The 20,273-nt window shown below is 50.1% G+C and carries 21 protein-coding genes; 8 read left to right on the forward strand and 13 right to left on the reverse strand.

Going from position 1 to position 20,273, the window contains the following annotated elements; translation table 11 throughout:
• Positions 1 to 65: 65 nt before the first annotated feature.
• Both ACFODX_RS03720 and ACFODX_RS03725 read right to left on the reverse strand, forming a co-directional pair.
• Entirely contained in the window at positions 66 to 1,820 is a 1,755-nt protein-coding gene (locus ACFODX_RS03720) for an ABC transporter transmembrane domain-containing protein (protein WP_378116191.1), read from the reverse strand.
• Positions 1,821 to 2,017: 197 nt separating this feature from the next.
• Positions 2,018 to 2,227 (reverse strand): cold-shock protein, encoded by a 210-nt coding sequence (locus tag ACFODX_RS03725; RefSeq protein WP_007638858.1) that lies wholly within the window; start codon positions 2,225 to 2,227, stop codon positions 2,018 to 2,020.
• 258 nt (positions 2,228 to 2,485) lie between these two features.
• On the opposite strand from ACFODX_RS03725, the gene ACFODX_RS03730 reads away from it, so the two are divergent.
• The 3 genes from ACFODX_RS03730 (at position 2,486) to ACFODX_RS03740 (ending at position 5,150) form a co-directional block, all read left to right on the forward strand.
• On the forward strand, positions 2,486 to 2,917 hold the full coding sequence (locus ACFODX_RS03730) for a hypothetical protein (RefSeq protein ID WP_378116194.1): 432 nt from the start codon (positions 2,486 to 2,488) through the stop codon (positions 2,915 to 2,917).
• A gap of 116 nt (positions 2,918 to 3,033) precedes the next feature.
• Positions 3,034 to 4,209, forward strand: a complete 1,176-nt coding sequence (locus ACFODX_RS03735; protein ID WP_378116195.1) for a Bcr/CflA family efflux MFS transporter — start codon at positions 3,034 to 3,036, stop codon at positions 4,207 to 4,209.
• 110 nt (positions 4,210 to 4,319) lie between these two features.
• Entirely contained in the window at positions 4,320 to 5,150 is an 831-nt protein-coding gene (locus ACFODX_RS03740) for an MBL fold metallo-hydrolase (RefSeq protein ID WP_378116197.1), read from the forward strand.
• 8 nt (positions 5,151 to 5,158) lie between these two features.
• On the opposite strand, the gene ACFODX_RS03745 is transcribed toward ACFODX_RS03740, so the two are convergent.
• From ACFODX_RS03745 to ACFODX_RS03780, 8 genes are all read right to left on the reverse strand, one after another.
• On the reverse strand, positions 5,159 to 5,605 hold the full coding sequence (locus tag ACFODX_RS03745; protein WP_378116199.1) for a chemotaxis protein CheX: 447 nt from the start codon (positions 5,603 to 5,605) through the stop codon (positions 5,159 to 5,161).
• Positions 5,606 to 5,615: 10 nt separating this feature from the next.
• Positions 5,616 to 5,978, reverse strand: a complete 363-nt coding sequence (locus tag ACFODX_RS03750) for a response regulator (RefSeq protein ID WP_378116201.1) — start codon at positions 5,976 to 5,978, stop codon at positions 5,616 to 5,618.
• Entirely contained in the window at positions 5,956 to 8,145 is a 2,190-nt protein-coding gene (locus ACFODX_RS03755; protein ID WP_378116203.1) for an ATP-binding protein, read from the reverse strand. The genes ACFODX_RS03750 and ACFODX_RS03755 overlap by 23 nt, the downstream gene beginning before the upstream one ends.
• A 311-nt stretch (positions 8,146 to 8,456) precedes the next feature.
• Entirely contained in the window at positions 8,457 to 10,271 is a 1,815-nt protein-coding gene (locus ACFODX_RS03760) for an ABCB family ABC transporter ATP-binding protein/permease (protein ID WP_378116952.1), read from the reverse strand.
• A gap of 46 nt (positions 10,272 to 10,317) precedes the next feature.
• On the reverse strand, positions 10,318 to 11,685 hold the full coding sequence (locus tag ACFODX_RS03765) for a sensor histidine kinase (protein ID WP_378116205.1): 1,368 nt from the start codon (positions 11,683 to 11,685) through the stop codon (positions 10,318 to 10,320).
• Entirely contained in the window at positions 11,682 to 12,350 is a 669-nt protein-coding gene (locus ACFODX_RS03770) for a response regulator transcription factor (RefSeq protein ID WP_324257173.1), read from the reverse strand. The genes ACFODX_RS03765 and ACFODX_RS03770 overlap by 4 nt, the downstream gene beginning before the upstream one ends.
• Positions 12,350 to 12,658, reverse strand: a complete 309-nt coding sequence (locus tag ACFODX_RS03775; protein ID WP_324257174.1) for a PepSY domain-containing protein — start codon at positions 12,656 to 12,658, stop codon at positions 12,350 to 12,352. Before ACFODX_RS03775 ends, ACFODX_RS03770 begins: the two co-directional genes overlap by 1 nt.
• Positions 12,659 to 12,687: 29 nt before the next feature.
• A complete protein-coding gene (locus ACFODX_RS03780) occupies positions 12,688 to 12,996 on the reverse strand; it encodes a PepSY domain-containing protein (RefSeq protein WP_324257175.1) in 309 nt (102 codons plus the stop codon).
• 308 nt (positions 12,997 to 13,304) lie between these two features.
• Between ACFODX_RS03780 and ACFODX_RS03785 the strand changes: the two genes are divergently transcribed.
• Both ACFODX_RS03785 and ACFODX_RS03790 read left to right on the forward strand, forming a co-directional pair.
• Positions 13,305 to 15,278 carry an alpha/beta hydrolase family protein gene (locus ACFODX_RS03785; protein ID WP_378116209.1) on the forward strand — a complete coding sequence of 658 codons (1,974 nt, stop codon included), beginning with the start codon at positions 13,305 to 13,307 and terminating at the stop codon, positions 15,276 to 15,278.
• A gap of 107 nt (positions 15,279 to 15,385) precedes the next feature.
• Positions 15,386 to 16,246, forward strand: a complete 861-nt coding sequence (locus ACFODX_RS03790) for a PA4780 family RIO1-like protein kinase (protein WP_378116211.1) — start codon at positions 15,386 to 15,388, stop codon at positions 16,244 to 16,246.
• On the opposite strand, the gene ACFODX_RS03795 is transcribed toward ACFODX_RS03790, so the two are convergent.
• Both ACFODX_RS03795 and ACFODX_RS03800 read right to left on the reverse strand, forming a co-directional pair.
• Positions 16,243 to 16,725: a GNAT family N-acetyltransferase gene (locus ACFODX_RS03795; RefSeq protein WP_378116213.1), complete on the reverse strand. Its 483-nt coding sequence runs from the start codon at positions 16,723 to 16,725 to the stop codon at positions 16,243 to 16,245. The two genes, ACFODX_RS03790 and ACFODX_RS03795, sit on opposite strands and share 4 nt — an antisense overlap.
• Positions 16,725 to 16,994: a type II toxin-antitoxin system TacA family antitoxin gene (locus ACFODX_RS03800; protein WP_378116215.1), complete on the reverse strand. Its 270-nt coding sequence runs from the start codon at positions 16,992 to 16,994 to the stop codon at positions 16,725 to 16,727. The genes ACFODX_RS03795 and ACFODX_RS03800 overlap by 1 nt, the downstream gene beginning before the upstream one ends.
• A gap of 186 nt (positions 16,995 to 17,180) precedes the next feature.
• Here ACFODX_RS03800 and ACFODX_RS03805 point away from each other — a divergent pair, with 186 nt between their 5' ends.
• From ACFODX_RS03805 to ACFODX_RS03815, 3 genes are read left to right on the forward strand one after another with little or no spacing between them, the layout of a single operon-like run.
• Positions 17,181 to 17,546 carry a BlaI/MecI/CopY family transcriptional regulator gene (locus ACFODX_RS03805; protein WP_378116217.1) on the forward strand — a complete coding sequence of 122 codons (366 nt, stop codon included), beginning with the start codon at positions 17,181 to 17,183 and terminating at the stop codon, positions 17,544 to 17,546.
• Positions 17,547 to 17,548: 2 nt separating this feature from the next.
• Positions 17,549 to 18,298 (forward strand): M56 family metallopeptidase, encoded by a 750-nt coding sequence (locus ACFODX_RS03810; RefSeq protein ID WP_378116219.1) that lies wholly within the window; start codon positions 17,549 to 17,551, stop codon positions 18,296 to 18,298.
• An 8-nt stretch (positions 18,299 to 18,306) separates the two neighbouring features.
• Positions 18,307 to 19,428 (forward strand): mechanosensitive ion channel family protein, encoded by a 1,122-nt coding sequence (locus ACFODX_RS03815; protein ID WP_378116954.1) that lies wholly within the window; start codon positions 18,307 to 18,309, stop codon positions 19,426 to 19,428.
• 108 nt (positions 19,429 to 19,536) lie between these two features.
• On the opposite strand, the gene ACFODX_RS03820 is transcribed toward ACFODX_RS03815, so the two are convergent.
• Positions 19,537 to 20,232: a hypothetical protein gene (locus tag ACFODX_RS03820; protein WP_378116221.1), complete on the reverse strand. Its 696-nt coding sequence runs from the start codon at positions 20,230 to 20,232 to the stop codon at positions 19,537 to 19,539.
• Positions 20,233 to 20,273: the final 41 nt, after the last annotated feature.

A 20,273-nucleotide genomic window follows, 5' to 3' on the forward strand; every position in this document is an offset into this window, starting at 1 on the left:
GCTGGTGCGGTAAATAAAGCAAAACGGCCACTGTCTCCAGTGGCCGTTTTGTTTGGGTTAACCGGCTATTGCTCGCTATTTGATTCGCTCTGGAACTGCAAACGCGCCAGTTGCTGATAGAGTTCGCTGTGGGCAAGCAGCTCATTGTGGGTGCCGGTGGCGACAATACGCCCCGCTTGTAACACCAGTATGCGATCCGCATTCACCACGGTGGAGAGGCGATGGGCAATCATAATGGTGGTGCGATTTTGCATCAGTCGCTCCAATGCCTGCTGCACCATCTGTTCACTGTTGGAATCCAAGGCACTGGTCGCCTCATCCAATAATAAAATCGGACGATCCGCCAATATCGCCCTGGCAATGGCGATACGCTGCTTCTGACCGCCGGATAAACGCAGGCCACGCTCACCCAAATCGGTATCCAGCCCCTCGGGCAACTGCTGGATAAACTCCATCGCAAAGGCTGCTTCGCAGGCGGCAATCACCTGTTCATCACTCGCCTCAGGCCGGGCATAACGCAGGTTATCGCGCACACTGGCGGCAAAAATCACCGGATCTTGGGGCACCAGGGCGATGCGCGCACGCAGCGCTTGCAGGTCAGCGGCTTTAAGGTCAACACCATCGAGCAGCACACTGCCACCAAGAGGATCGTAAAAGCGCTGCAACAATTGGAATAAGGTGCTTTTGCCCGCTCCCGAAGGCCCCACCAGCGCCACTTTTTCACCCGGATTTACGCGCAGATTAAACCCCTTGAAGATCGGTGTATCCGGGCGCGATGGATAGGCGAAATAGACATCGCGCAGCTCCACCAAGCCGGCCGCTGGCGGCAAAGGTATTGGATGAGCAGGCAGCGGCAGGCTAGACTGGGTGGTCAATAACTCCACCAATCGCTCAGTCGCACCGGCAGCGCGCTGCAAGTCGCCAATCACTTCCGAGATAGTGCCCATAGCGCTGGCGACAATCACCGCGTAAAAGATAGAAGCTGAAAGTTCACCGGCACTGATACGCCCGGCCAACACATCATGGCCGCCCACCCATAAAATCAGCGCCACTGCACTAAATACCAAGGTAATCACCGCCACTACCAGAAACGCCCGCTGTTGCACACGCTTGATGCCGGTGGCGAAGGTTGCCTCCACTCGCTGGTTGAAAGCCGCGGCCGCGGCCGACTCATGGCCATAGGCCTGCACCGTGCGGATTTCGTGGATCACCTCGTCGGTATAGGCGCCTACATGGGCAACCGAATCCTGACTGGCGCGCGCAAGGGTTCGCACCCGGCGACCAAAGGCGATAATGGGCACCAAAACAAAGGGAATCGCCACCAATACCAGCGCGGTCAGCTTGAGGCTGGTAACCGCCAACATCACCAATCCCCCCAGCAACAAAAGTGCATTGCGCAGCGCCATAGATACGCTGGAGCCAATAACGGTTTCCAATTGTGTGGTGTCGTTGGTGAGGCGTGAAAGCACATCGCCCGTGCGATTTTGCTCAAAAAAAACCGGTGACAAACTCAACAGGTGGGCAAACACCCGGCGGCGCAAATCGGCGGTGATGCGCTCACCCAACCAGGAAACCAGATAAAACCGCGCATAGGTGGCGAGCGACATAAGCACAATTACCAACAGCAGCCCCAGTAACGCCAGATTCAGGAGTTCCGGGCTACCCGCGACAAACCCTTTGTCGATCACCTGCTTCAGGCCCTGCCCAATCAGCAATACACAGCCGGCGGCAACCACCAGGGCAACCAAAGCCGCTGCGATACGGGCTTTATAGGGGCTGAGCAAGTCCAGCAAAATCTGGCGACGCGTTAAACCGGGCATAGGAGTTTCCTGCGGCAGGGACGGATCAGCAGGATGTTGGGGAGGGCAACGCAAAAACAAGCAATCGGGTCAGGCTGATGACCTTTGTCAGCCATCAAACAACCTGCAACATGGGAGAAAATCAGTAATCTGCAGGCAATAAAAAAGGCGAGATTTGCATCTCGCCTTTTTAATCACACTTCTAAATCCGTAAGGAATTAGATAGCGGTGATGTTTTCAGCCTGTGGGCCTTTTTGGCCTTGGGTCACAGTGAAGCTAACTTTTTGGCCTTCAGCCAGGGTTTTGAAGCCTGAACCAGAAATAGCAGAGAAGTGAGCGAAAACATCTGGACCAGATTCTTGTTCGATGAAACCGAAACCTTTAGCTTCGTTGAACCATTTTACAGTGCCAGTAGTAGTTTTAGACATAGTGTTACCTATTAATACAAAAGTAAGGATTACCCCGAGGGGCGATTGTGCTGGAAATGTGGGAATTACTTATGTAAACAGGCCAAAATTCTATTACTGGAACTTCGAAATGTGGTGCATAAATATTAGACGTACTTTCAAGCTGGAACCCAGTCTACACGCGTTTCCACCAAAGTCAATGATTTAACTTTTGCCGGGCAAACACTGCGGATTTGCCGCCAAGGCTATACTGCGCAGCTGAATTTACCGGAGGATTTTATGCAAAGAGCACGAGTGAAAAAAACATTCTTCGCCGCCATAGCAACAATGCTTAGCACTGCGCTAATGGCGCAAACCAACAGCTTTACCCTGAGCGATTGGCCCGCCACCGCCGCACCACTCAAACCCACCTATGTCAAAGCCATCATGGAACAGGCGGGTATTCACGGCGTAACCTTCACCCGCGATGCCAGCTTCTATGTGAGCGAATTGGATAAATTTGCCCAGCTCGCACAAGACAAGAATTATCGCCCCTACCTGAAAACCCCGGTTGCACAAAACCTCGCAACCCTTGCGGTAGTGCACTGCGATTGGCACAACGGTGTCGCGCCCCGGGACTTTGCGCAAAAGTATTTAGGCAAGGAACAGTTAGCGCTGTTGCAGTCTCATTACCCCGATGCCATTGCCAAATTGCAAAACAATTGTGAATGATGGCGGTGATTGATCGAAAAATTGGTTGAATCTGTTTTATGGTGCAGGCTCTTAATGAAGAGCCTCGCACATTAGTATGTGATGAGTTTTCAGAGGTAGCGAAACGCATCCAGCTTATGACCCGTGAATCCCACCCTTATTTAATTGTGCTGCTCGCCGCAGTTATTGCCACCACGCCCCTGGCGGTAGACATGTACCTGCCCGCCATGCCCAACATTGCCACTGATTTGCAGACTCATATAGGCACAGTGCAACAATCGCTGAGTATTTTTCTCGCGGCCTACGGTATTGGCATGCTGTTGTTTGGCCCGCTGGCTGATTTACTCGGGCGCCGGCCCCTGGCTATTTTTGGTTTGACCGGTTTTACACTCAGCAGTATTGGCTTGGCACTGGTGCAAGACGCGCAACTTTTTTTAATCCTGCGCGCAACCCAGGCATTTTGCGGAGCTGCTGCAACCGTTGTTGTGCCGGGGCTGGTGCGACAGTTGTATCAAGAGCATACCGCCAAGGGCATGTCTTATTTATCCATGATGATGATGTTGGCCCCGCTGCTCGCACCGGGCATTGGCAGTGTGGTGTTATGGTTTAGCGATTGGCGCAGCATTTTTATATTGCTCGCGTTATATGGCGTTATGATTTTTGCGCTGGTGTGGAAATGGTTACCGGAAATAAATAAACCCATTGCTACCCTGGAGGACACCGATAAGGGATTTTTTAGCGGTTATAAAATCGTATTTTCCCATCGTCAGGCGCGCCCGATGATCATGAGCATGATGTTTGGCTCATTCGCCTTTTTTTGTTTTATCACTGCCGTTTCGTTTGTTTACATTAATTATTTTGGTGTGAGCGAACAAACCTTCAGCCTGCTCTTTGGCGCCAATGTTATTTGTTTGATTGCCGCCAATTTTATTAACAGCCGCTGGGTGACGCGGTTGGGTTCACTGCGGATGTTGCGCGGCGCTTTAGCCGTTGCATTAATCAGCGCCGGCACATTGTGCGCCGTCAGTTATTTTGAATTGGGTTTAATTTGGACTGTGCTGAGTATCGCGCCCTTGATGGGTGCGCTGACCATTATGTCCACCAATGCCGACGCCATAGTGTTAATGAAATTTCCGCATCACTCAGGTACAGCAACCGCCGTGACCGGGACCCTGCGTTTTGGCAGCGGCGCTTTTGCCGGCCCACTACTCGCTTATTTTTATACCGGCACCGCCATGCCGTTTGCATTATTGATGTTGGGCGGCGTAAGCGCTGTTGGTATTTGCCAACTGTGGTATTGGTTAATCGAATAAACCCGTCGCACACAACTCGCGAGACATTAATCGGCTTTGTTTGATACCTATCAATAGCTCATCGCTACCAGGCTTTATGCTAGCGCGTTTTGTATTCAGGACGCAGCAGCATGAACCAGGCACTCACGCGACACGACAAAGCCCATTTTCTTTACAACCACAATGGCCATCAATGTATTCAGTTTTCTGATTTGGTGGTAGGCGAGGGCATACAAGCCAACCAATTTTTAATTATCGATAACAACCGCGCCGCATTGATTGATCCCGGCGGCGACTTAACTTACACGCCGCTGAATATCGAATTGGGTAAACGGGTAAAAACCCATCAGCTGGATTATATTTTTGCCTCGCACCAGGACCCGGATATTATTGCCTCACTGCCGCGCTGGATGATGTACACCCAATGTCAGGTCGTTACCTCCAAACTCTGGTCGCGTTTTTTACCGCACTTGGCATCGCAATATATTACCCAGCAACTCAGCCAAAATTTGGAGGAGCGTATTATCGCCATGCCTGACAAGGGTGGTGCTATTGCATTTGGCAACAGCGAAATTATTGTGTTGCCCGCGCACTTTTTACATTCGGTGGGCAATTTCCAGTTTTACGATCCCGTCAGCAAAATTTTATTCAGTGGCGATATGGGGGCATCGTTAATTGAAGAACACGCCGAGCAGCCTATTGCTGATTTTGATGCGCATATTCCGCATATGCTGGGCTTTCACCAGCGCTACATGGCAAGCAATAAAGCCTGTCGTTTATGGGCCAATATGGTTCGCGAAATGGATGTGGAAATGATAGTGCCGCAGCACGGCAGCCCTTTTGTCGGGCGCGCCATGGTGCAGCGCTTTTTGGATTGGATTAGCAATTTATCCTGCGGTATCGATTTGATGAATCAACAACATTTTGATGCCCAGCGCGCCGGTTATAAAAAGCCTGTCTGATGAATATATTACTCAAGACAAATAACTACCGCCGCGTGATAGGACTTCCAGTACACCGGGATTACATATGAGCGCAGCTGTTTGGGCAAATGGATATGGCTGGGAGCGCCTTCAATCATTACCGGCACCGAAATCATAAATTCATGGCCAAAACTGCTGCGCGCGTTGCCGGAAATGGTATTGGCAACTTCGCCGACCAAATCAAAAATATGTTCGTTGCTGGTATCCAACTCGCCGATGCTCAGCAGCAAATGTTTTAATAAAATTCGCGGCGCGGTGAAATATACGCAGCCGCGATAAGGCCCGGAGATACCAATAATACCGGTGACATCATAAGCCGCCGGATTCTGGTTTTCTGCCAAATAGGGCGTGCCTACTTTTACATCTTTATCATTGGTGTGCTGAAAATAACGCACTACACCATCAATAAATACTTGCAGTGTTTGTTCAGACATTTATTGATCCTTAATCCTGGGTTAACTCGGTCAACGCATCCAGCAATTGTTCTTCCGTAAAGGGTTTACATAAAAAACCGCGCGCGCCTTTTTTTAACGCATCTATACCCGTGGCTTTATCGCTGAGTGCGGATATCACCAAAATTCGCACAGCGGGATCAACGGCAACCAGCTGTTGGATGCAAGCAATGCCATCCATTTCCGGCATGGTTAAATCCATAGTCACCAATTGCGGGCGGGTTTGTTTGAATAACTCCAGCGCCTGCAAACCATTCGCGGCAGAAGCGACAACAGTAAATTGGTCGCTGTCATTACAGCGTTCAATTTTGCGCCGGATAATATTGGAATCATCAACAATCATCAGTGACAGCATAGGCCGATCCTTTTGTAGCACTGGTTGGGATTTCTGTAGTGCGTGGAATAATTGGCAGGCTAATCACAAACCGGCAGAATTCGCCGGCGCGACTGGCCACAGTAATTTTGCCGCGCTGGCCAATCACGTGTTGCATCACCGCTTCCATACCTATGCCGCGCCCCGCATCTTTGGTCAGCTCCTGCGCGGTGCTAAACCCGGCCTGAAAAATTAATCCGAGCAATTGTTTATTACTCCAGGATTCAATTTCCTGCTCCGACCATTTGCCCGAGCCAAGTGCTTTTTCGCGAATGGCCTGATAATCCAGTCCCTTGCCATCATCACTCACAGTTAATTCCATTTCAGTGTCCGAGAGTTTTGCAAGGCGCAGATCAATACGCCCAATGGGTGATTTTTCGCTAAGGCGGCGTTCCTCGGGTGTCTCTATGCCGTGCACCACCGCATTGCGCAGCAGTTGAATACAAATTTCTTTCAGCTGTTGTTCGCACTCGGGCGCCAAATCAATTTCACTTAACCCACTGCTGACCAAGCGCAATTGTTTACCGTTGCGCAGCGCCAGGTTTTGCACAAAATCCGACAGATGTTCCCAACCATCGCTGCGGCGATTGCCCTTAATAATCTGGCTGGATAAAACCCGCGGCGCGCTGTTCCCCACCAGCGCAAATTGGCCCAACTTTTCAGTTAATAATTGCACCTGCTGGGTGTAACTGATGAGATTCTCCAATTGCACGGTAAAACCCAAATAATCATTGCCGCTTAATTCAGGTTTGGTGCGCAGTTGCGCCAATGTATCTTCCATGGCGTGGGCAGTATTTTCAAAAAATTCCAGCTTGAGCGATGCGGCCTCACCTTTAAAATTGTGGATTTCCCGAAAAATATTCACGGCTTTATCGCGCACCGCAGTCGCACTTTTGGCGGGCTGGCGCAAAATACTGTTGATGCGATTAAAACACTGGAAACTATTATGGATAAATTCTTTGAGTAATTCAGGGTGGGTATGCAGCAAACTGGTGAGCATCTCCAATTGCGATTCATTGTGTTTGCGGCTTTCGTTTAATTCGCGCGCTAATTTTACTTGGGCCGAGATATCCAATACTGTCACCAGCACATGGGAAATTTCCCGCTCTTGATAAGCGCGCGCAAAGGTGAACTGTAAATGTTTAGTGAGAAAGCCGCCGTTGGCTTGGGCGATGTTAACTTCTACCTCACTGAGCGGATTTAAATCGCCAATGAGTTTTTCTTTTATTTTTGGGTCAAATAATAGCTCGATAAAACCGCGCGCGGTTTCAGCGTCTTTTTCGCTAATCATATTTTCCAGTAGCGTTTGGAAAGATTTACCGGCAAACGATTGATTGCCCAGGACTTCGCTTAATTTTGCAGAGTGCTGCTCACCAATAATCAGTTGGTGATCAATCAGAAAAAGGCCTTCGTTAACAGTTTGTAAAATCTCGTTAGTTTCACGCCGCGCTTTTTCGATCACCGCATCGCTGTCGCGCAACTGGCGAATAAAATGCAGCAAAATAAACAGGAAGTTGATTACCGCCAGGCTGATGCCAATGGTTTGAATCAAGCGCAAACGTTTGGCTTTGGACGCTGCCACCTGCTCCAGGCTGATGGTTAAGTCATTCATGGAGGCGAGTATGGGTAAATTGTGCAACCGCGCCATAGCCACTGCTGCTGCAAGCGCCGTTTGTGAGTCACCGGTTAATTCACCGGTGTTAGCTGAACGGCTGGCAATAAAATTATCTACCGCTATTTTATAAGGCCGCCACAATTGTTCGGTATTGTGCAAGGCATCGCGTCCGGCGCGATTAGTAACGGCGTCCAGCATTACCATTTCTTTTCCGGCGCCGCGCACACTGCCACCTTGGCTAAACGCTTGCAGGGTTTCATCAAACAGCGATTTACTTAATAACAATTCATCGTAAGCGGCTTGAAACGCAGCGGGATCGTCGCGCGCGCTGTCCAACACTAACAAACTTTTAGCCATACGCTGCGACAACATGCGCTGGCGCCCCGCGAGGTTTACGCCAACGGCATCGTCCGCAATCTCAAACGACACATAAAAATTGAGCATTAACACTGAGGCATCGAGCAATAAAAATAATGCTACAGAAATAAGAATGCCGCGATATTTACCGAACTCGAATTGAAACCTTGTCGACATAAGTCACGCCCTTATGACAATAAATTGCCGCAACCGACACCATTAAATAAACAGTCAGGGTTGCGATTGGGCGATCCGAATTTTGCCCTTGACTACTCCCAGTGCAGTTACACACCTGGGCTAAGCCATAGCGAAACTTGTGCCAAGTAAAAATTTGGCGTGAAGGAGGGAAAAATGTTTTATTTTGGTGCTGAAAAACCCACAGCTTTTAAAAATAGCAACCCAAGCGATGCACAGATTGCACAGCCGCTGGTGCAAATTGGCAGCGCAGCGCACCGCTTTGGATCTTTTTAGTGGTTATTGAATGGGCGTTAATTTTCATCCTGTAATTGCAGCGCCCACATCTGCGCATAACGGCCTTGCTGTTCAAGCAATTGATTGTGGGTTCCCTGTTCGATGACACGGCCTTTATCCATCACCACAATAGTGTCGGCATCCACCACCGTGGAAAGGCGATGGGCAATTACCAGCGTAGTGTGGCCGCTGGCAACTTCGCGCATGGCTTCCAAAATAGCGTTTTCCGATTGTGAATCCAGCGCACTGGTGGCTTCATCAAAAATTAAAATCGGTGCGCCTTTTAATAAAACCCGCGCAATCGCAATACGCTGTTTTTCGCCGCCGGATACTTTCAAACCGCGCTCACCCACCAGGGTTTTATCACCCTCCGGCAAACTGTTAATAAAATTATCCAAATGCGCCATGCGAATAGCGCGGGCAATTTGTTCATCGCTTGCCTGCGGATTACCGTAGGCAATATTGTCGCGAATGCTGGTGTTAAACAGCACTGTGTCCTGCGGCACTATGGCGATGGCGCGGCGCAAACTATCCAGCGTGACGGTGCGAATGTCTTGCCCGTCAATCAAAATCTGGCCGGCGTTAATATCGTAAAAGCGATAGAGCAAACGCGCGAGGGTACTTTTACCGGCGCCGGATGAACCCACAATTGCCACCTTGCTACCTGCGGCTATCTGCAAGTTGAAATCCTGCAAAATAGGGCGCTCGGGGTGATAACCAAAATGAATATTTTGCCAAAGGATTTCTCCGCGACTGATCTGCAGGGGTGGCGCGCCATCAGCGTCTTTAATACTCGCGTCGCGTTTTAACAGCGCCAACATATTTTCCAGGTCAGTCAGTGAGCGGCGAATTTCGCGGTAGACAAAACCCAAAAAATTGAGCGGGATAAATAGCTGGATCATATAGGCATTGATCATCGCCAAATCACCCAGCGTCATTTCCTTGTTCATCACACTGTCCGCTGCCATCCACATCATGGCGGTAATGGCGAGCGCAATAATTAATGCCTGACCGGAATTGAGTGCGAGCAGGGACATGCGGTTTTTCAGTTTGGCCTGTTCCCAGTTGGCGAGGAATTTATCGTAGGTGTCAGCTTCGTATTGTTCGTTATTAAAATATTTCACCGTTTCATAGTTGAGCAGCGAATCGATTGCGCGGGTGCTGGTGGAGGAATCCGCTTGATTGGCCTCGCGCACAAATTTATTGCGCCACTCGGTGGTGAGAATGGTAAAGACTACGTAGAGCACCACGGCAATCAGGGTAATCAGCGCGTACCAAATAGAAAACGCGGCGGCAAAAATAATCGCCACCATTAAAATTTCAAACAGGGTGGGCACTATGTTGAACATTAAAAAGCGCATCAAAAAACTGATGCCATTGGTGCCGCGTTCAATATCGCGGCTAATGCCGCCGGTGGCGCGATCCAAATGAAATGCCAATTCGAGTGAATGCAGGTGTTTGAATACCCGCAAACCTATTTTGCGCATGGCATGTTCGGTGACGCGGCTAAACAGCGCGTCGCGCAGTTCACCAAAAAACACGCTGCCAAAACGCAGCGCGCCATAAAATAAAATAAAAAATGCGGGGAAAATAATCGGCGCGGCGAGGCTGGCATCCACGCCATCGATAATATGTTTTAACGCCCAGGGCATCACCAGGGTTGCGCCCTTGGCAGCAAGCAGGGCCAATACCGCTAACAGCACACGGCCTTTAAATTCCCACAAATAGGGCACAAGGTAGGCCATGCTCTGGCGCAAATTAACCTTGGCACTGGCTGTTCGGGGTTCCTGATTGGGGTGGGCCGAGAGGCCCGAGGAGTGCATACCGCGCATAGCTGTCATCTTCAGGGCTGGATAAATGTCGCCCTTAATTTCACAACTAAGCGGCGCTGTTGGCCGGTAAGTGTATAACAACCGCAAGGCCGCCGAGCGAACTCTGTTGCAAGCCCAGCTTGCCGCCGCAGTGTTCCACTATATCGCGCACTATGCCCAGGCCCAGGCCGTGGCCTTGCACCTGTTCGTCCATACGTGTGCCGCGACTTAACACCTGCTCGCGTCCGGCTGCATCAATACCGGGGCCATCATCTTCCACGCGGATTTCAAAACCCGCTTGCGGCTGATGAGATGGGGAGATGCTCACCTGCACCTGGTGTTGCGCCCATTTGCAGGCGTTATCCAATAAGTTGCCCAGCAGCTCCAGAATATCTTCGCGATCCCAGGGCAAACGCAAATCCGCCGCCGCTGACCAGTGGATGTGCAAGTCGCGGCGATGAATTAATTGCAGGGTGGCGATTAAATCCGGCAGTTCGCTCGCGCAGTGAAAATGCGCACCGGGCAAGGCCTCGCCCGCGAGCCGCGCACGCGCCAGTTCGCGACTAATGCGCTCCTGCATATGCTGTAATTGCTGGCGAAAATTTTCGCGCAGTTCCGGGTGTGAATTTAATTCACTGCGATTGGCGAGGCTAAATAAAATGGCCAGCGGTGTTTTTAACGCGTGCCCCAAATTGCCCAGCGCATTGCGCGAGCGTTTGAGGCGATCCTCGGTGTGATGGCTTAACCGATTTAATTGTTCTACCAGCGGTTTTAATTCACTGGGCACATTGGTTTCCAGCGTGCTGCGTTCACCCTGTTGCAGTTGTGCAATTTGCCGACGCAGGCTTTCCAGCGGGCGCAGCGAATGCGCGACTAACCAGCGCTGTAACAACACCAGTAATACCAGCGCCGCTATGCCTAAACCGGCGCCCATGTATTGTAGGCGGCGAAAGTTATCCAGCAGCGGGGTGTAATCCTGTGCGACCTGAATAACGATGGTTTTTCCAAAGCGACGAAATTGCGCGCGGTGAATTAACAATTGCTGTTGTTGCGGGCCATCGTAAAGCACACCGGGATCTGGCGCTTGTGTGAGTGAGAGCGGGTGATCCCAGAGTGAGCGGGAGCGCCACTGCTGGCCGTTAAAATCGATCACAAAATACCAGCCGGAAAACGGCCGATGATAAACACTGCCCAAGCGCTGCTGATCCAATTCAATACCATTGGGCCCGCGCACCAGTGCGGCTAACAGTGTTTCACTTTGGGTTTGCAACTGGCCGGTAAAATAACGGCGCAAACCCTGATCAAAAATCCACAGGCCGAGCTGGGCGAATATTAAACCTACCAGCAATAACAAGCTGATCAAACCCAACCCCAAACGCTGTTGTATAGAATTCAGCAGCGGCGTTAACCTGAGCTTTTTTAGCAAAGATGTCATGCATTTGGCTCCACCAAACGATAACCCTGGCCGCGGCGCGTTTCTATTGCCGCTTTGCCCAACTTTGCGCGCAGGTGATTGATGTGCACTTCAATCACGTTGGAGTCGCGTTCGCTTTCGCCATCGTACAAATGATCGTGCAATTGTGTTTTGGAAATAATTTTTCCCGCGTTCAACATTAAATAACGCAACAAACTGAATTCAGCGGCGGTGAGTTGAAATGATTCACCATTTTTAATCACCTGTTGCTGGGCTTCATCCAATTGCAAACCGGCCGCGCTTAATTGCGCCTGATTCACTTGCCCGTGCGCGCGGCGCAATAACGCCTGAATACGCAGCTGCAATTCTTCCGGGTGAAAGGGTTTGGTGAGGTAATCGTCGGCGCCCGCTTTTAAACCCTCAATACGCTCGGCCCAGTGATCGCGCGCGGTGAGAATTAACACCGGATGCTGCACCCGGGCAGCGCGCCATTCGCGCAATACGTCAAGGCCGGATTTGCCCGGCAAACCTAAATCCAGCACCACCAAGTCATAGGGTTCGGTTGCGCCCTGGTAAGCTGCATCGCGGCCATCGGCAAGCCAATCCACGGCGTAGCCTGCACGTTTTAAATCCGCCGTTAATTCATCGGCGAGGCTGACGTTATCTTCTACGATAAGAATTCGCATCAGTCCTCCTCTTCGTCTTTTAATACATCACCGCTTGCGGCGGCTATTTCCAACTCGCGCACCGTACCCTGAGACGTAATTAATTCCACTTCGTAAATATAAATATCGTCTTCCTCTTCCAGCTCAACCTCCAACAACCGCGAGCCGGGGTGACGCGCCGCAATAATGGCGAGCACATTTTCCAGCGGCAAAATGCGCCCCGCCTCGCGCAGACGCAGGGCTTCATCCTGACTCAGGTCACCGGCCTTCACACTGAAGGTAAAGGCCAGTAAAACCAGATAAATCAGCGGGCGAATCAAGGGGCGCATTGCATACCTTTTGGCAGTAAAGTTACCGATTAGTCATCTTGCTGGTTTTTCAGGATTTCGCCGGTATTGGCATCCAGCTCTATATCCCATTCAAAACCCTGTGCATCGCGCAGTTCAATTTGATACACGTAGCGACCCCATTGGTTTTCCAGCTCAGTGTCCTGTACCTGGGCACCCGGGTGCTGGGCCAATGCCAGGGCGTTGAGTTTGTCGAACGCCTGAATGCTGCCAGCATCACGCAATTTAATAGCCTCATCAAGGCTTACATCTTTGGCTTGCACCAGCGCGGCAGCAGAAATTAACGCAGTAAACAGCAGGGTAGAGTTGATCAGTTTCATGGTTTTGTACCTCTATGTTAGTTCAAGTTAGAGCGTGAAAGGCTTGTGCCTGTGTCGACGAAACCAGAATAGGAAATGCCGCTTAAATGAACCTTAATTTTGCCGCCGGGCGTTTTTACCGCCGCGCGCTGGGCCGGAATTGATGCCCAGGCTGTGATTGACGTCCAAATAGGGCTTATGGATACTGCACCCACGCCGTAGCACATCACTTGTTTTCTGGAACCGCGCGCGAGCCCAAGGCTCATGGAACCCGGCACAAGGACATTGCCTGCGCGTGCTTTTTCAATAATTACATCAAGGATTCAAGTATGTTTCTGCGCACCTGCTTTGCAGCCCCCCTGCGAGTGAGCGTCTTGCTGGCATTGATCGCCTGCAGTCTAACTCCCGCCTTAGTACACGCCACTAAAACCCAGCATCAACCCCTGCCGCTGGAAGTGTTTTACAAAGACGCCATGATCGAGGACATAGAGCTATCTCCCGATGGCACCCATCTTCTGGCCTTAAAAAATGTAGGTGGCGATACAGTGGTGATGGTGATTGACCTGACCACGGGCAAAACTTTTTACCCCGCCAAAACCGACAATGAAGAATTCAAATTCAACTGGGTGAGCTGGGCCAATAACGACCGCATTTTGATGAGCCTGCGCTTTGATAGCCGCATGCAAAACGGCGTGAAATACATGCAGACACGCCTGCTGGCGACCGATGCCAAAAAGCCCAGCAAGATGATTACCCTGGTCAAACCCGACGACGATGCACCCTATGGCTGGGTCAGCCAGTATCAGGACAATGTCATCAGTTATTTGCCCGATGACCCCGAGCATGTGCTGATCAGTGTGGATCGCGAACTGCCACTGCATCAAACCGTATACAAAGCCAATGTGTACACCGGTCGCCTGACACGCGTGAAAAAACACTCCGGCTCAGTGCGCTCCTGGTTTGCTGACCGCCAGGGCAATGTGCGCATCGGTGAACACTACGACGATAAAAGCCGCAAAGTCACCTACAAAATTTTGGACAGCGCTACTGACAAGTGGATAGTGGCCTGGGAATATGTGGTGTTGGATGAGCCGGATATCAGCATTGCCGGTTTTGGCAGCAACCCCAACGAACTTTATATTTTTGCCGACCATGAAGGCCGCCAGGCGCTTTATAAGGTAGACCTGTCCAAACCCGGCTTCCCGCGCGAATTAATGCTGAGTGACGACAGCTATGATGTCAGTGGTCGCCTGATTTATTCCCACGCCCATAAAGAAGTGGTTGGCCTTTACTACAACGATGGCAGTTCACGCAGTGTGTTCTGGAATAAAGAGTTCCAAGCCTTCCAGGGCGGTTTGGATAAAGCCCTGCCCGACACCCGCAACTACATAGTCAATATGAGTGCGGATGCGCGTAAATACGTGCTCTACACCACTAACGCCACCAACCCCGGCACCTACATGTACGGCGACCGCGATGCCAAAACCCTCACGCATTTGGCCAATCGCTATCCTGAACTGACCGAGGATGTGCTCATCGAAAAAGAAACCCGCCGCTACAAAGCGCGCGATGGTTTGGAGCTGGAAGGCTTTTTATCGCTGCCCAAAACCTTTGCCAATAAACCCACTGCCACCATCATCCTGCCCCACGGCGGCCCCATGAGTGAGGACGGTAAAGAATTTGATATGTTCTCCACCTTTATGGCCAACCGCGGCTACGTGGTATTCCAACCCAACTTCCGCGGCTCCTCGGGGTACGGCCACGATTTTATGATGCAAGCCGTAGGTGGTTACGGCCTGGAAATGCAGGACGACCTGGAAGACGCGGTGAAATATTTGGTGGATGAAAAAATTGCCGATTCCAAAAAAGTCTGCATTGTGGGCGCCAGTTACGGTGGCTACGCCGCGCTGATGGGCGCCACCAAAACCCCCGATCTGTTCCAGTGTGCGGTGAGTTTTGCCGGCATGTCTGACTTGGTAAAAATGAGCAACCGGTTCCGCTACTTCACCAATAAAAACACAGCGCGCAAACAATTTGGTGAAGACAAAAGCCAGCTCAAAGAAACCTCGCCAGTCAACATGGCTGAACGGGTGAAAATTCCAATCCTGCTCATTCATGGCGACGACGACACCTCAGTACCGGTTGAGCAAAGCCGCGTGATGGCGCGCGCGCTGAAAAAACACGGCAAACCCCATGAATACATCGAACTGGAAGAGGGCACTCACTATCTGGATTACCTGCCCCATCGCCAGCAGACCTTTGAAGCCATGGAAAAGTTTTTACAAACCCATTTAAAAATTTAACGGCCATTCACGCGCTGTTTCAGCAGAGCCGCCCTGCCACCAGCAGGGCGGCTTTTTTTTGGGGATGAGTGATATCATATGACCACATTTTGCCGAACCGGATTCCAATGAAACTACCTGCACGCCTTGCATCCCTGGTCAACGATGGCTTGATCGATGAAGTTTATTACGCCTTGATGAGCGGCAAAGAAGCCCAAGTGTTTGTGGTGCGCGCCAACGACGAAATACGCTGCGCCAAGGTCTATAAAGAGGCCAATAAACGCAGCTTCAAACAAGCCGTGCAATACCAGGAGGGGCGCACCGTGCGCAACTCGCGCCGCGCCCGCGCCATGGCCAAAGGCACACGCTACGGCCAAAAAGAAGCCGAAGAGGCTTGGCTCAATGCCGAAGTGGAAGCGCTCTACCGCCTCGCCGAGGCCGGTGTGCGTGTCCCCAAACCCTACTGGTTTGTGGATGGTGTACTGGTGATGGAATTGGTGGTGGATGAAGACGGCGAACCGGCGCCGCGTTTGGATAATGTTGCCTTCGACCCGGAAACCGCGCGCGCATACCACGCGCAAATGATGCGCGAAATTGTGCGCATGCTCTGCGCCGGCCTGGTTCACGGCGACCTGTCAGAATTTAACGTGTTAGTGGATCACTCAGGCCCGGTAGTCATCGACCTGCCGCAAGCCGTGAATGCCGCCGGCAATAACAGCGCGCAAATGATGCTCACCCGCGACGTCAATAATATGCGCGACTATTTCGGCCAATACGCGCCGGATTTATTAGTCACCCACTACGCCGAAGAAATTTGGGATTTATACCAACACGGCAATTTACACCCCGACAGCCCCCTCACCGGCGAATTCGCCCAGAGCAACGTCGAAGCCGACCTCGCCACCATGATGCGCATCATCGAACACGCCAAAGAAGAAGAGGAAGAGCGCAAAGAACGCGAGCGCATGGCGCGGGATGGGGAGTTTTAATTCAATCGCAGCATTAACGTCAGTGGGTGAATTGGCGAAACACTAAAACCATAATATTCGTAAAATTGTTTGGCCTTTTCATTTAACGCATGTACCAACAAAGCTCTGACACCCGCATTTTGCGCAACCGAAAGCGCGCGCTTAACTGCATCCTGCAATAAGCCAGCACCCAGCTTCATACCTTGGGCGCGGCCATCTACTGCCAAACGCGCCAGCACCAAAACGGGGATGGGATCGGGCATGTTGCGTTTTACTGATCCGGTTGCCAGTTGGTGCGCAACAGCACCTGCCGCCAGCGCGTAATAGCCGCGCACCTGGTTTGCCTCATCAACCACCACAAAGGTTCTGCTGGCACCACTCGCCTGATTCACCAATGCACGGCGTTTAAGCCAATCATCCAAACTGGCCTCACCGCAATCGAATTCACTGATGATGTGAGATGCAAGCAGAGGTTGTGGGGCAGTCAAAATCAAACCCATTACTCGCCCTTGTCCCAAGGAGCTTTTACTGCCATAAGTCGCTCCAAACCTTGGTTAGCCTGTAATGGCGCATCCAATAGGGCAGCAAATTGCTGCATTTTGTCAGCATCCAAGCTGAAAAATACCTGATCCAGCAACACCGCCTGAGCCCGCTCACAAGCGGCTTCCAACATAAAATCAGATCGGTTTTTACCCAACAACCTGGCCGCCTGATCAATCAGATCACGCTGCTCAGGCAAAGCACGCAGGTTAATCGCCGCAGCTCGCATACGCCCCCCTTATGTATACACAATAGCTACACAATTTACTCTTTGTGTATCGGTTGTCAATACAAGAACTTAGCTCAAATCGTTGGGCTTTTAGCCTCAAGGCAAAAAAACTTTGCAACTACGTAGATCTTCGTATATTTTGATACGAAACATTTCGTAGATATATTTAATTTTTCAGGTGACGCAATGACCACTCCAACTCCCGCCGAACTGGAAATTTTGCAAGTACTTTGGCAATGCGGCGAAGCCAAAGTACAAACCGTAAATGACAAACTTAGCGAACTAAAACCGGTTGGTTACACCACCACCTTAAAAACCATGCAGATCATGGAGCAAAAAGGTTTATTGGGGCGAAGAAAAGATGGCAAAAGCCATATCTATTTTCCGCTGAGTGCGCAAACTGAAACCCAAAGCTCTCTGCTGGATAAATTACTACACAGCGCTTTTAGTGGCTCCAAATCCCAACTGGTTATGCAATTGCTGGGCAATAAAAAAACATCCAAAAAAGAATTGGATGAGATTAAAGCCTTCCTCGATAAGATGGGGAAATAGCTATGTCGTGGTTAAGGGAATTTTTGCGTTTATCCACCCTTATCATTTCCCCTTGTGTGATTGGTCATTTAAAGCCGGTCGTTTTGCTGCCTGCCGGCATTTTTTTGCAAATGAACCAGCAGCAAGTAGAAGCAATTTTGCTACATGAACTAGCCCATGTACGGCGACAGGATTTTCTTGTCGGCCTGCTACAGGCGCTGCTCAAAAACCTGTTCTTTTTTAACCCTTTTGTATATTGGATTTGTAACCAAATCGATAAGGAGCGTGAGTATGCCTGTGATGATTTTGCCCTAACCATAACTAATGACCCAATGCTTTTCGCCAATACACTCAAGGAATTTGCAGATATGAATATTCATCAATCCAATGCCATGCGCATTACTGGTAAAAAAATATTATTAGCAAGAATCACTCGTTTGTTTAGAAAGCAGAAACCAGCGGCAGCGCTAGAAAAGAGCTTGCTGACCAGTATTTTTATCGGCCTTTCAAGTTTAACAATTGCGCTCTGTGTCAATGCAGAAACTGACAAGCTGAACAGAAAAAAAATATCAATTGATGTCGCTAATGTCGATGCGCAAACGGTTTTAAATGAAATAAACCAGCGCTGTGGTACAACACAAACTCTGACCACGGGTTCGAATGAAAAATTGACTCTGGTACTGGAAGACGTTTCTTGTAAAGATGCACTGCAATTAGTGATTGATTTTGCCTCCGGATCTGCAGAAACAGAGGCGCTTAGCGAAAAGAGGTAAGTATGAAGCTGGATTTTATCGATAAACTCTTTGCTGGTTTTGGCATGGCGGATACTAGTTGGGGCGGGAGTGTGAAAATATTTTCACTGGTATTTCTCACTTTTTTGGTGAGTTTTATCGTTGCAAAAATATTTGATCAGCTGCAAAAGCACTTCACTAGAACCAATAATTTATGGGATGACACACTGCTCTGGGCCGCGCGCAAACCCATCAGCATGATGATTTGGATTGGCGGCTTATCGCTTTCGGCCGCTATGGCAGACAAGGTGGCGGACACCGAGTTTTACAGTTTTGCCGAGCCTGTTGCCCGCTTGGGTTTAATTGTGATGATCGCCTGGTTTATTGTGCGTTTGATTGGCGGCGCCGAGCGGATTGTTGTCTCGCCGGAAAAAATGAAAGAGCCCATGGACCCAACCACTGTATCGGCCATGAGCAAATTATTGCGCGGCTCGGTATTGGTAACCGCCACCCTGGTGATTTTGCAATCCATGGGCTACAGCATTTCCGGTGTGTTGGCCTTTGGCGGTATTGGCGGTATTGCGATTGGTTTTGCTGCAAAAGATTTGCTGGCGAATTTTTTTGGCGGCCTGATGATTTATCTGGATCGCCCGTTTAGCGTGGGCGATTGGGTGCGCTCGCCTGATAAAGAAATTGAGGGCACAGTGGAAAAAATTGGTTGGCGGCTCACCACCATTCGCACTTTTGATAAACGCCCGCTCTATGTTCCCAATGGCACCTTTGCCACCATTTCACTGGAAAATCCTTCGCGTATGAGCCACAGGCGTATTCATGAAGTGATTGGCATTCGCTATGAAGATGCGCATTTGATGGACGCAATAGTGGCAGAAGTAAAACAAATGCTAATTGCCGATGACGAAATTGATACCGAACAAACGACGATTGTTAACTTCAATAAATTTAATGCGTCGTCACTGGATTTTTTTATTTACGCCTTCACCAAAACCACCAACTGGATTCACTATCACCAGGTGAAACAGCAGGTTTTGCTCAAGGTATATGACATTATCAGCAAACAGGGCGCGGCAATTGCGCTGCCTACACAAACCCTGCATCACAGCGCACTATCGCCCATGGAAGTAAGGCCAGCAGACCAACAAGCCGGCAATTAAGTTTTAAAGGGAATGGAAGAATAACAGCGAGGTTTTGCATCGCCCCTGCTCCGGCAACGCGGAGCAGGGATGAATAAAGCGGAATCTGCCGCGGCAGAAATGAAAGACTTAAACGTTGGCGCCTACACCAAACAGGCTGCGGTAAAGCACACCCATCGCGATAAACGCAAACGGCAACATCCAGATCAAACCTATGCCCAGTGGCAACATGGCAAGCAGGAACAACACCAGCATTACCAAATACAAACCAAAAACTGCAAACCATTGACGTGAAATGGTTTTGCGCGACGTTTCCAGCGCTTCCCAAATGCCCATATTTTTTTCCAGCATTAAAGGCAGTGCCAGTGAATAGGCCACTATCAAATAAATACCGGGGATAACCAGTAATACCAAGCCAATCATAATCAGCAGGGTCATAACCACGTAGAGGAAAAATATTTTTAACAATTTGGAGTAGTAATCAAACACCATAAAAGCATTGGTTGCAGCACCAACACTGCGTTTGATTCCCAACATGGAAAACGCGGCAGAGAGCGGGTAGGTAACCAGGCTGATAATAATCTGGCCAATCACAATCATGACTACCGAATCTTTGCCGATCAATTCAAAGGGCAGCGACACCGCAATCATAATGCCGATGTAAATTAAAATAGCGCCCCACATGGTGGCTTTAAAACCACTGGTTAACTGCCAGGCCTCTTTGAAAATGCCACCTATATCCCAATCGGGATTGGTGTTGTATTGCACCGATTGCGGCTCTTGCAGGTTGCTTTGCGGGGTTTGGTAGGGGTTTGCGTCAGTCATATCCTTGCTCCTGTTTATTAGATTGACGCGCCAATTAATCA

The sequence above is a fragment of the Cellvibrio fontiphilus genome, from assembly GCF_042646205.1.
GTDB lineage: Bacteria > Pseudomonadota > Gammaproteobacteria > Pseudomonadales > Cellvibrionaceae > Cellvibrio > Cellvibrio fontiphilus_A.

What these genes read in the sequence shown, in the direction of transcription:
- ACFODX_RS03720 (WP_378116191.1), bottom strand. Translation starts at nt 1,820, where the DNA reads ATGCCCGGTTTAACGCGTCGCCAGATTTTGCTGGACTTGCTCAGCCCC.
- ACFODX_RS03725 (WP_007638858.1), bottom strand. Translation starts at nt 2,227, where the DNA reads ATGTCTAAAACTACTACTGGCACTGTAAAATGGTTCAACGAAGCTAAA.
- ACFODX_RS03730 (WP_378116194.1), top strand. Translation starts at nt 2,486, where the DNA reads ATGCAAAGAGCACGAGTGAAAAAAACATTCTTCGCCGCCATAGCAACA.
- ACFODX_RS03735 (WP_378116195.1), top strand. Translation starts at nt 3,034, where the DNA reads ATGACCCGTGAATCCCACCCTTATTTAATTGTGCTGCTCGCCGCAGTT.
- ACFODX_RS03740 (WP_378116197.1), top strand. Translation starts at nt 4,320, where the DNA reads ATGAACCAGGCACTCACGCGACACGACAAAGCCCATTTTCTTTACAAC.
- ACFODX_RS03745 (WP_378116199.1), bottom strand. Translation starts at nt 5,605, where the DNA reads ATGTCTGAACAAACACTGCAAGTATTTATTGATGGTGTAGTGCGTTAT.
- ACFODX_RS03750 (WP_378116201.1), bottom strand. Translation starts at nt 5,978, where the DNA reads ATGCTGTCACTGATGATTGTTGATGATTCCAATATTATCCGGCGCAAA.
- ACFODX_RS03755 (WP_378116203.1), bottom strand. Translation starts at nt 8,145, where the DNA reads ATGTCGACAAGGTTTCAATTCGAGTTCGGTAAATATCGCGGCATTCTT.
- ACFODX_RS03760 (WP_378116952.1), bottom strand. Translation starts at nt 10,271, where the DNA reads ATGCGCGGTATGCACTCCTCGGGCCTCTCGGCCCACCCCAATCAGGAA.
- ACFODX_RS03765 (WP_378116205.1), bottom strand. Translation starts at nt 11,685, where the DNA reads ATGACATCTTTGCTAAAAAAGCTCAGGTTAACGCCGCTGCTGAATTCT.
- ACFODX_RS03770 (WP_324257173.1), bottom strand. Translation starts at nt 12,350, where the DNA reads ATGCGAATTCTTATCGTAGAAGATAACGTCAGCCTCGCCGATGAATTA.
- ACFODX_RS03775 (WP_324257174.1), bottom strand. Translation starts at nt 12,658, where the DNA reads ATGCGCCCCTTGATTCGCCCGCTGATTTATCTGGTTTTACTGGCCTTT.
- ACFODX_RS03780 (WP_324257175.1), bottom strand. Translation starts at nt 12,996, where the DNA reads ATGAAACTGATCAACTCTACCCTGCTGTTTACTGCGTTAATTTCTGCT.
- ACFODX_RS03785 (WP_378116209.1), top strand. Translation starts at nt 13,305, where the DNA reads ATGTTTCTGCGCACCTGCTTTGCAGCCCCCCTGCGAGTGAGCGTCTTG.
- ACFODX_RS03790 (WP_378116211.1), top strand. Translation starts at nt 15,386, where the DNA reads ATGAAACTACCTGCACGCCTTGCATCCCTGGTCAACGATGGCTTGATC.
- ACFODX_RS03795 (WP_378116213.1), bottom strand. Translation starts at nt 16,725, where the DNA reads ATGGGTTTGATTTTGACTGCCCCACAACCTCTGCTTGCATCTCACATC.
- ACFODX_RS03800 (WP_378116215.1), bottom strand. Translation starts at nt 16,994, where the DNA reads ATGCGAGCTGCGGCGATTAACCTGCGTGCTTTGCCTGAGCAGCGTGAT.
- ACFODX_RS03805 (WP_378116217.1), top strand. Translation starts at nt 17,181, where the DNA reads ATGACCACTCCAACTCCCGCCGAACTGGAAATTTTGCAAGTACTTTGG.
- ACFODX_RS03810 (WP_378116219.1), top strand. Translation starts at nt 17,549, where the DNA reads ATGTCGTGGTTAAGGGAATTTTTGCGTTTATCCACCCTTATCATTTCC.
- ACFODX_RS03820 (WP_378116221.1), bottom strand. Translation starts at nt 20,232, where the DNA reads ATGACTGACGCAAACCCCTACCAAACCCCGCAAAGCAACCTGCAAGAG.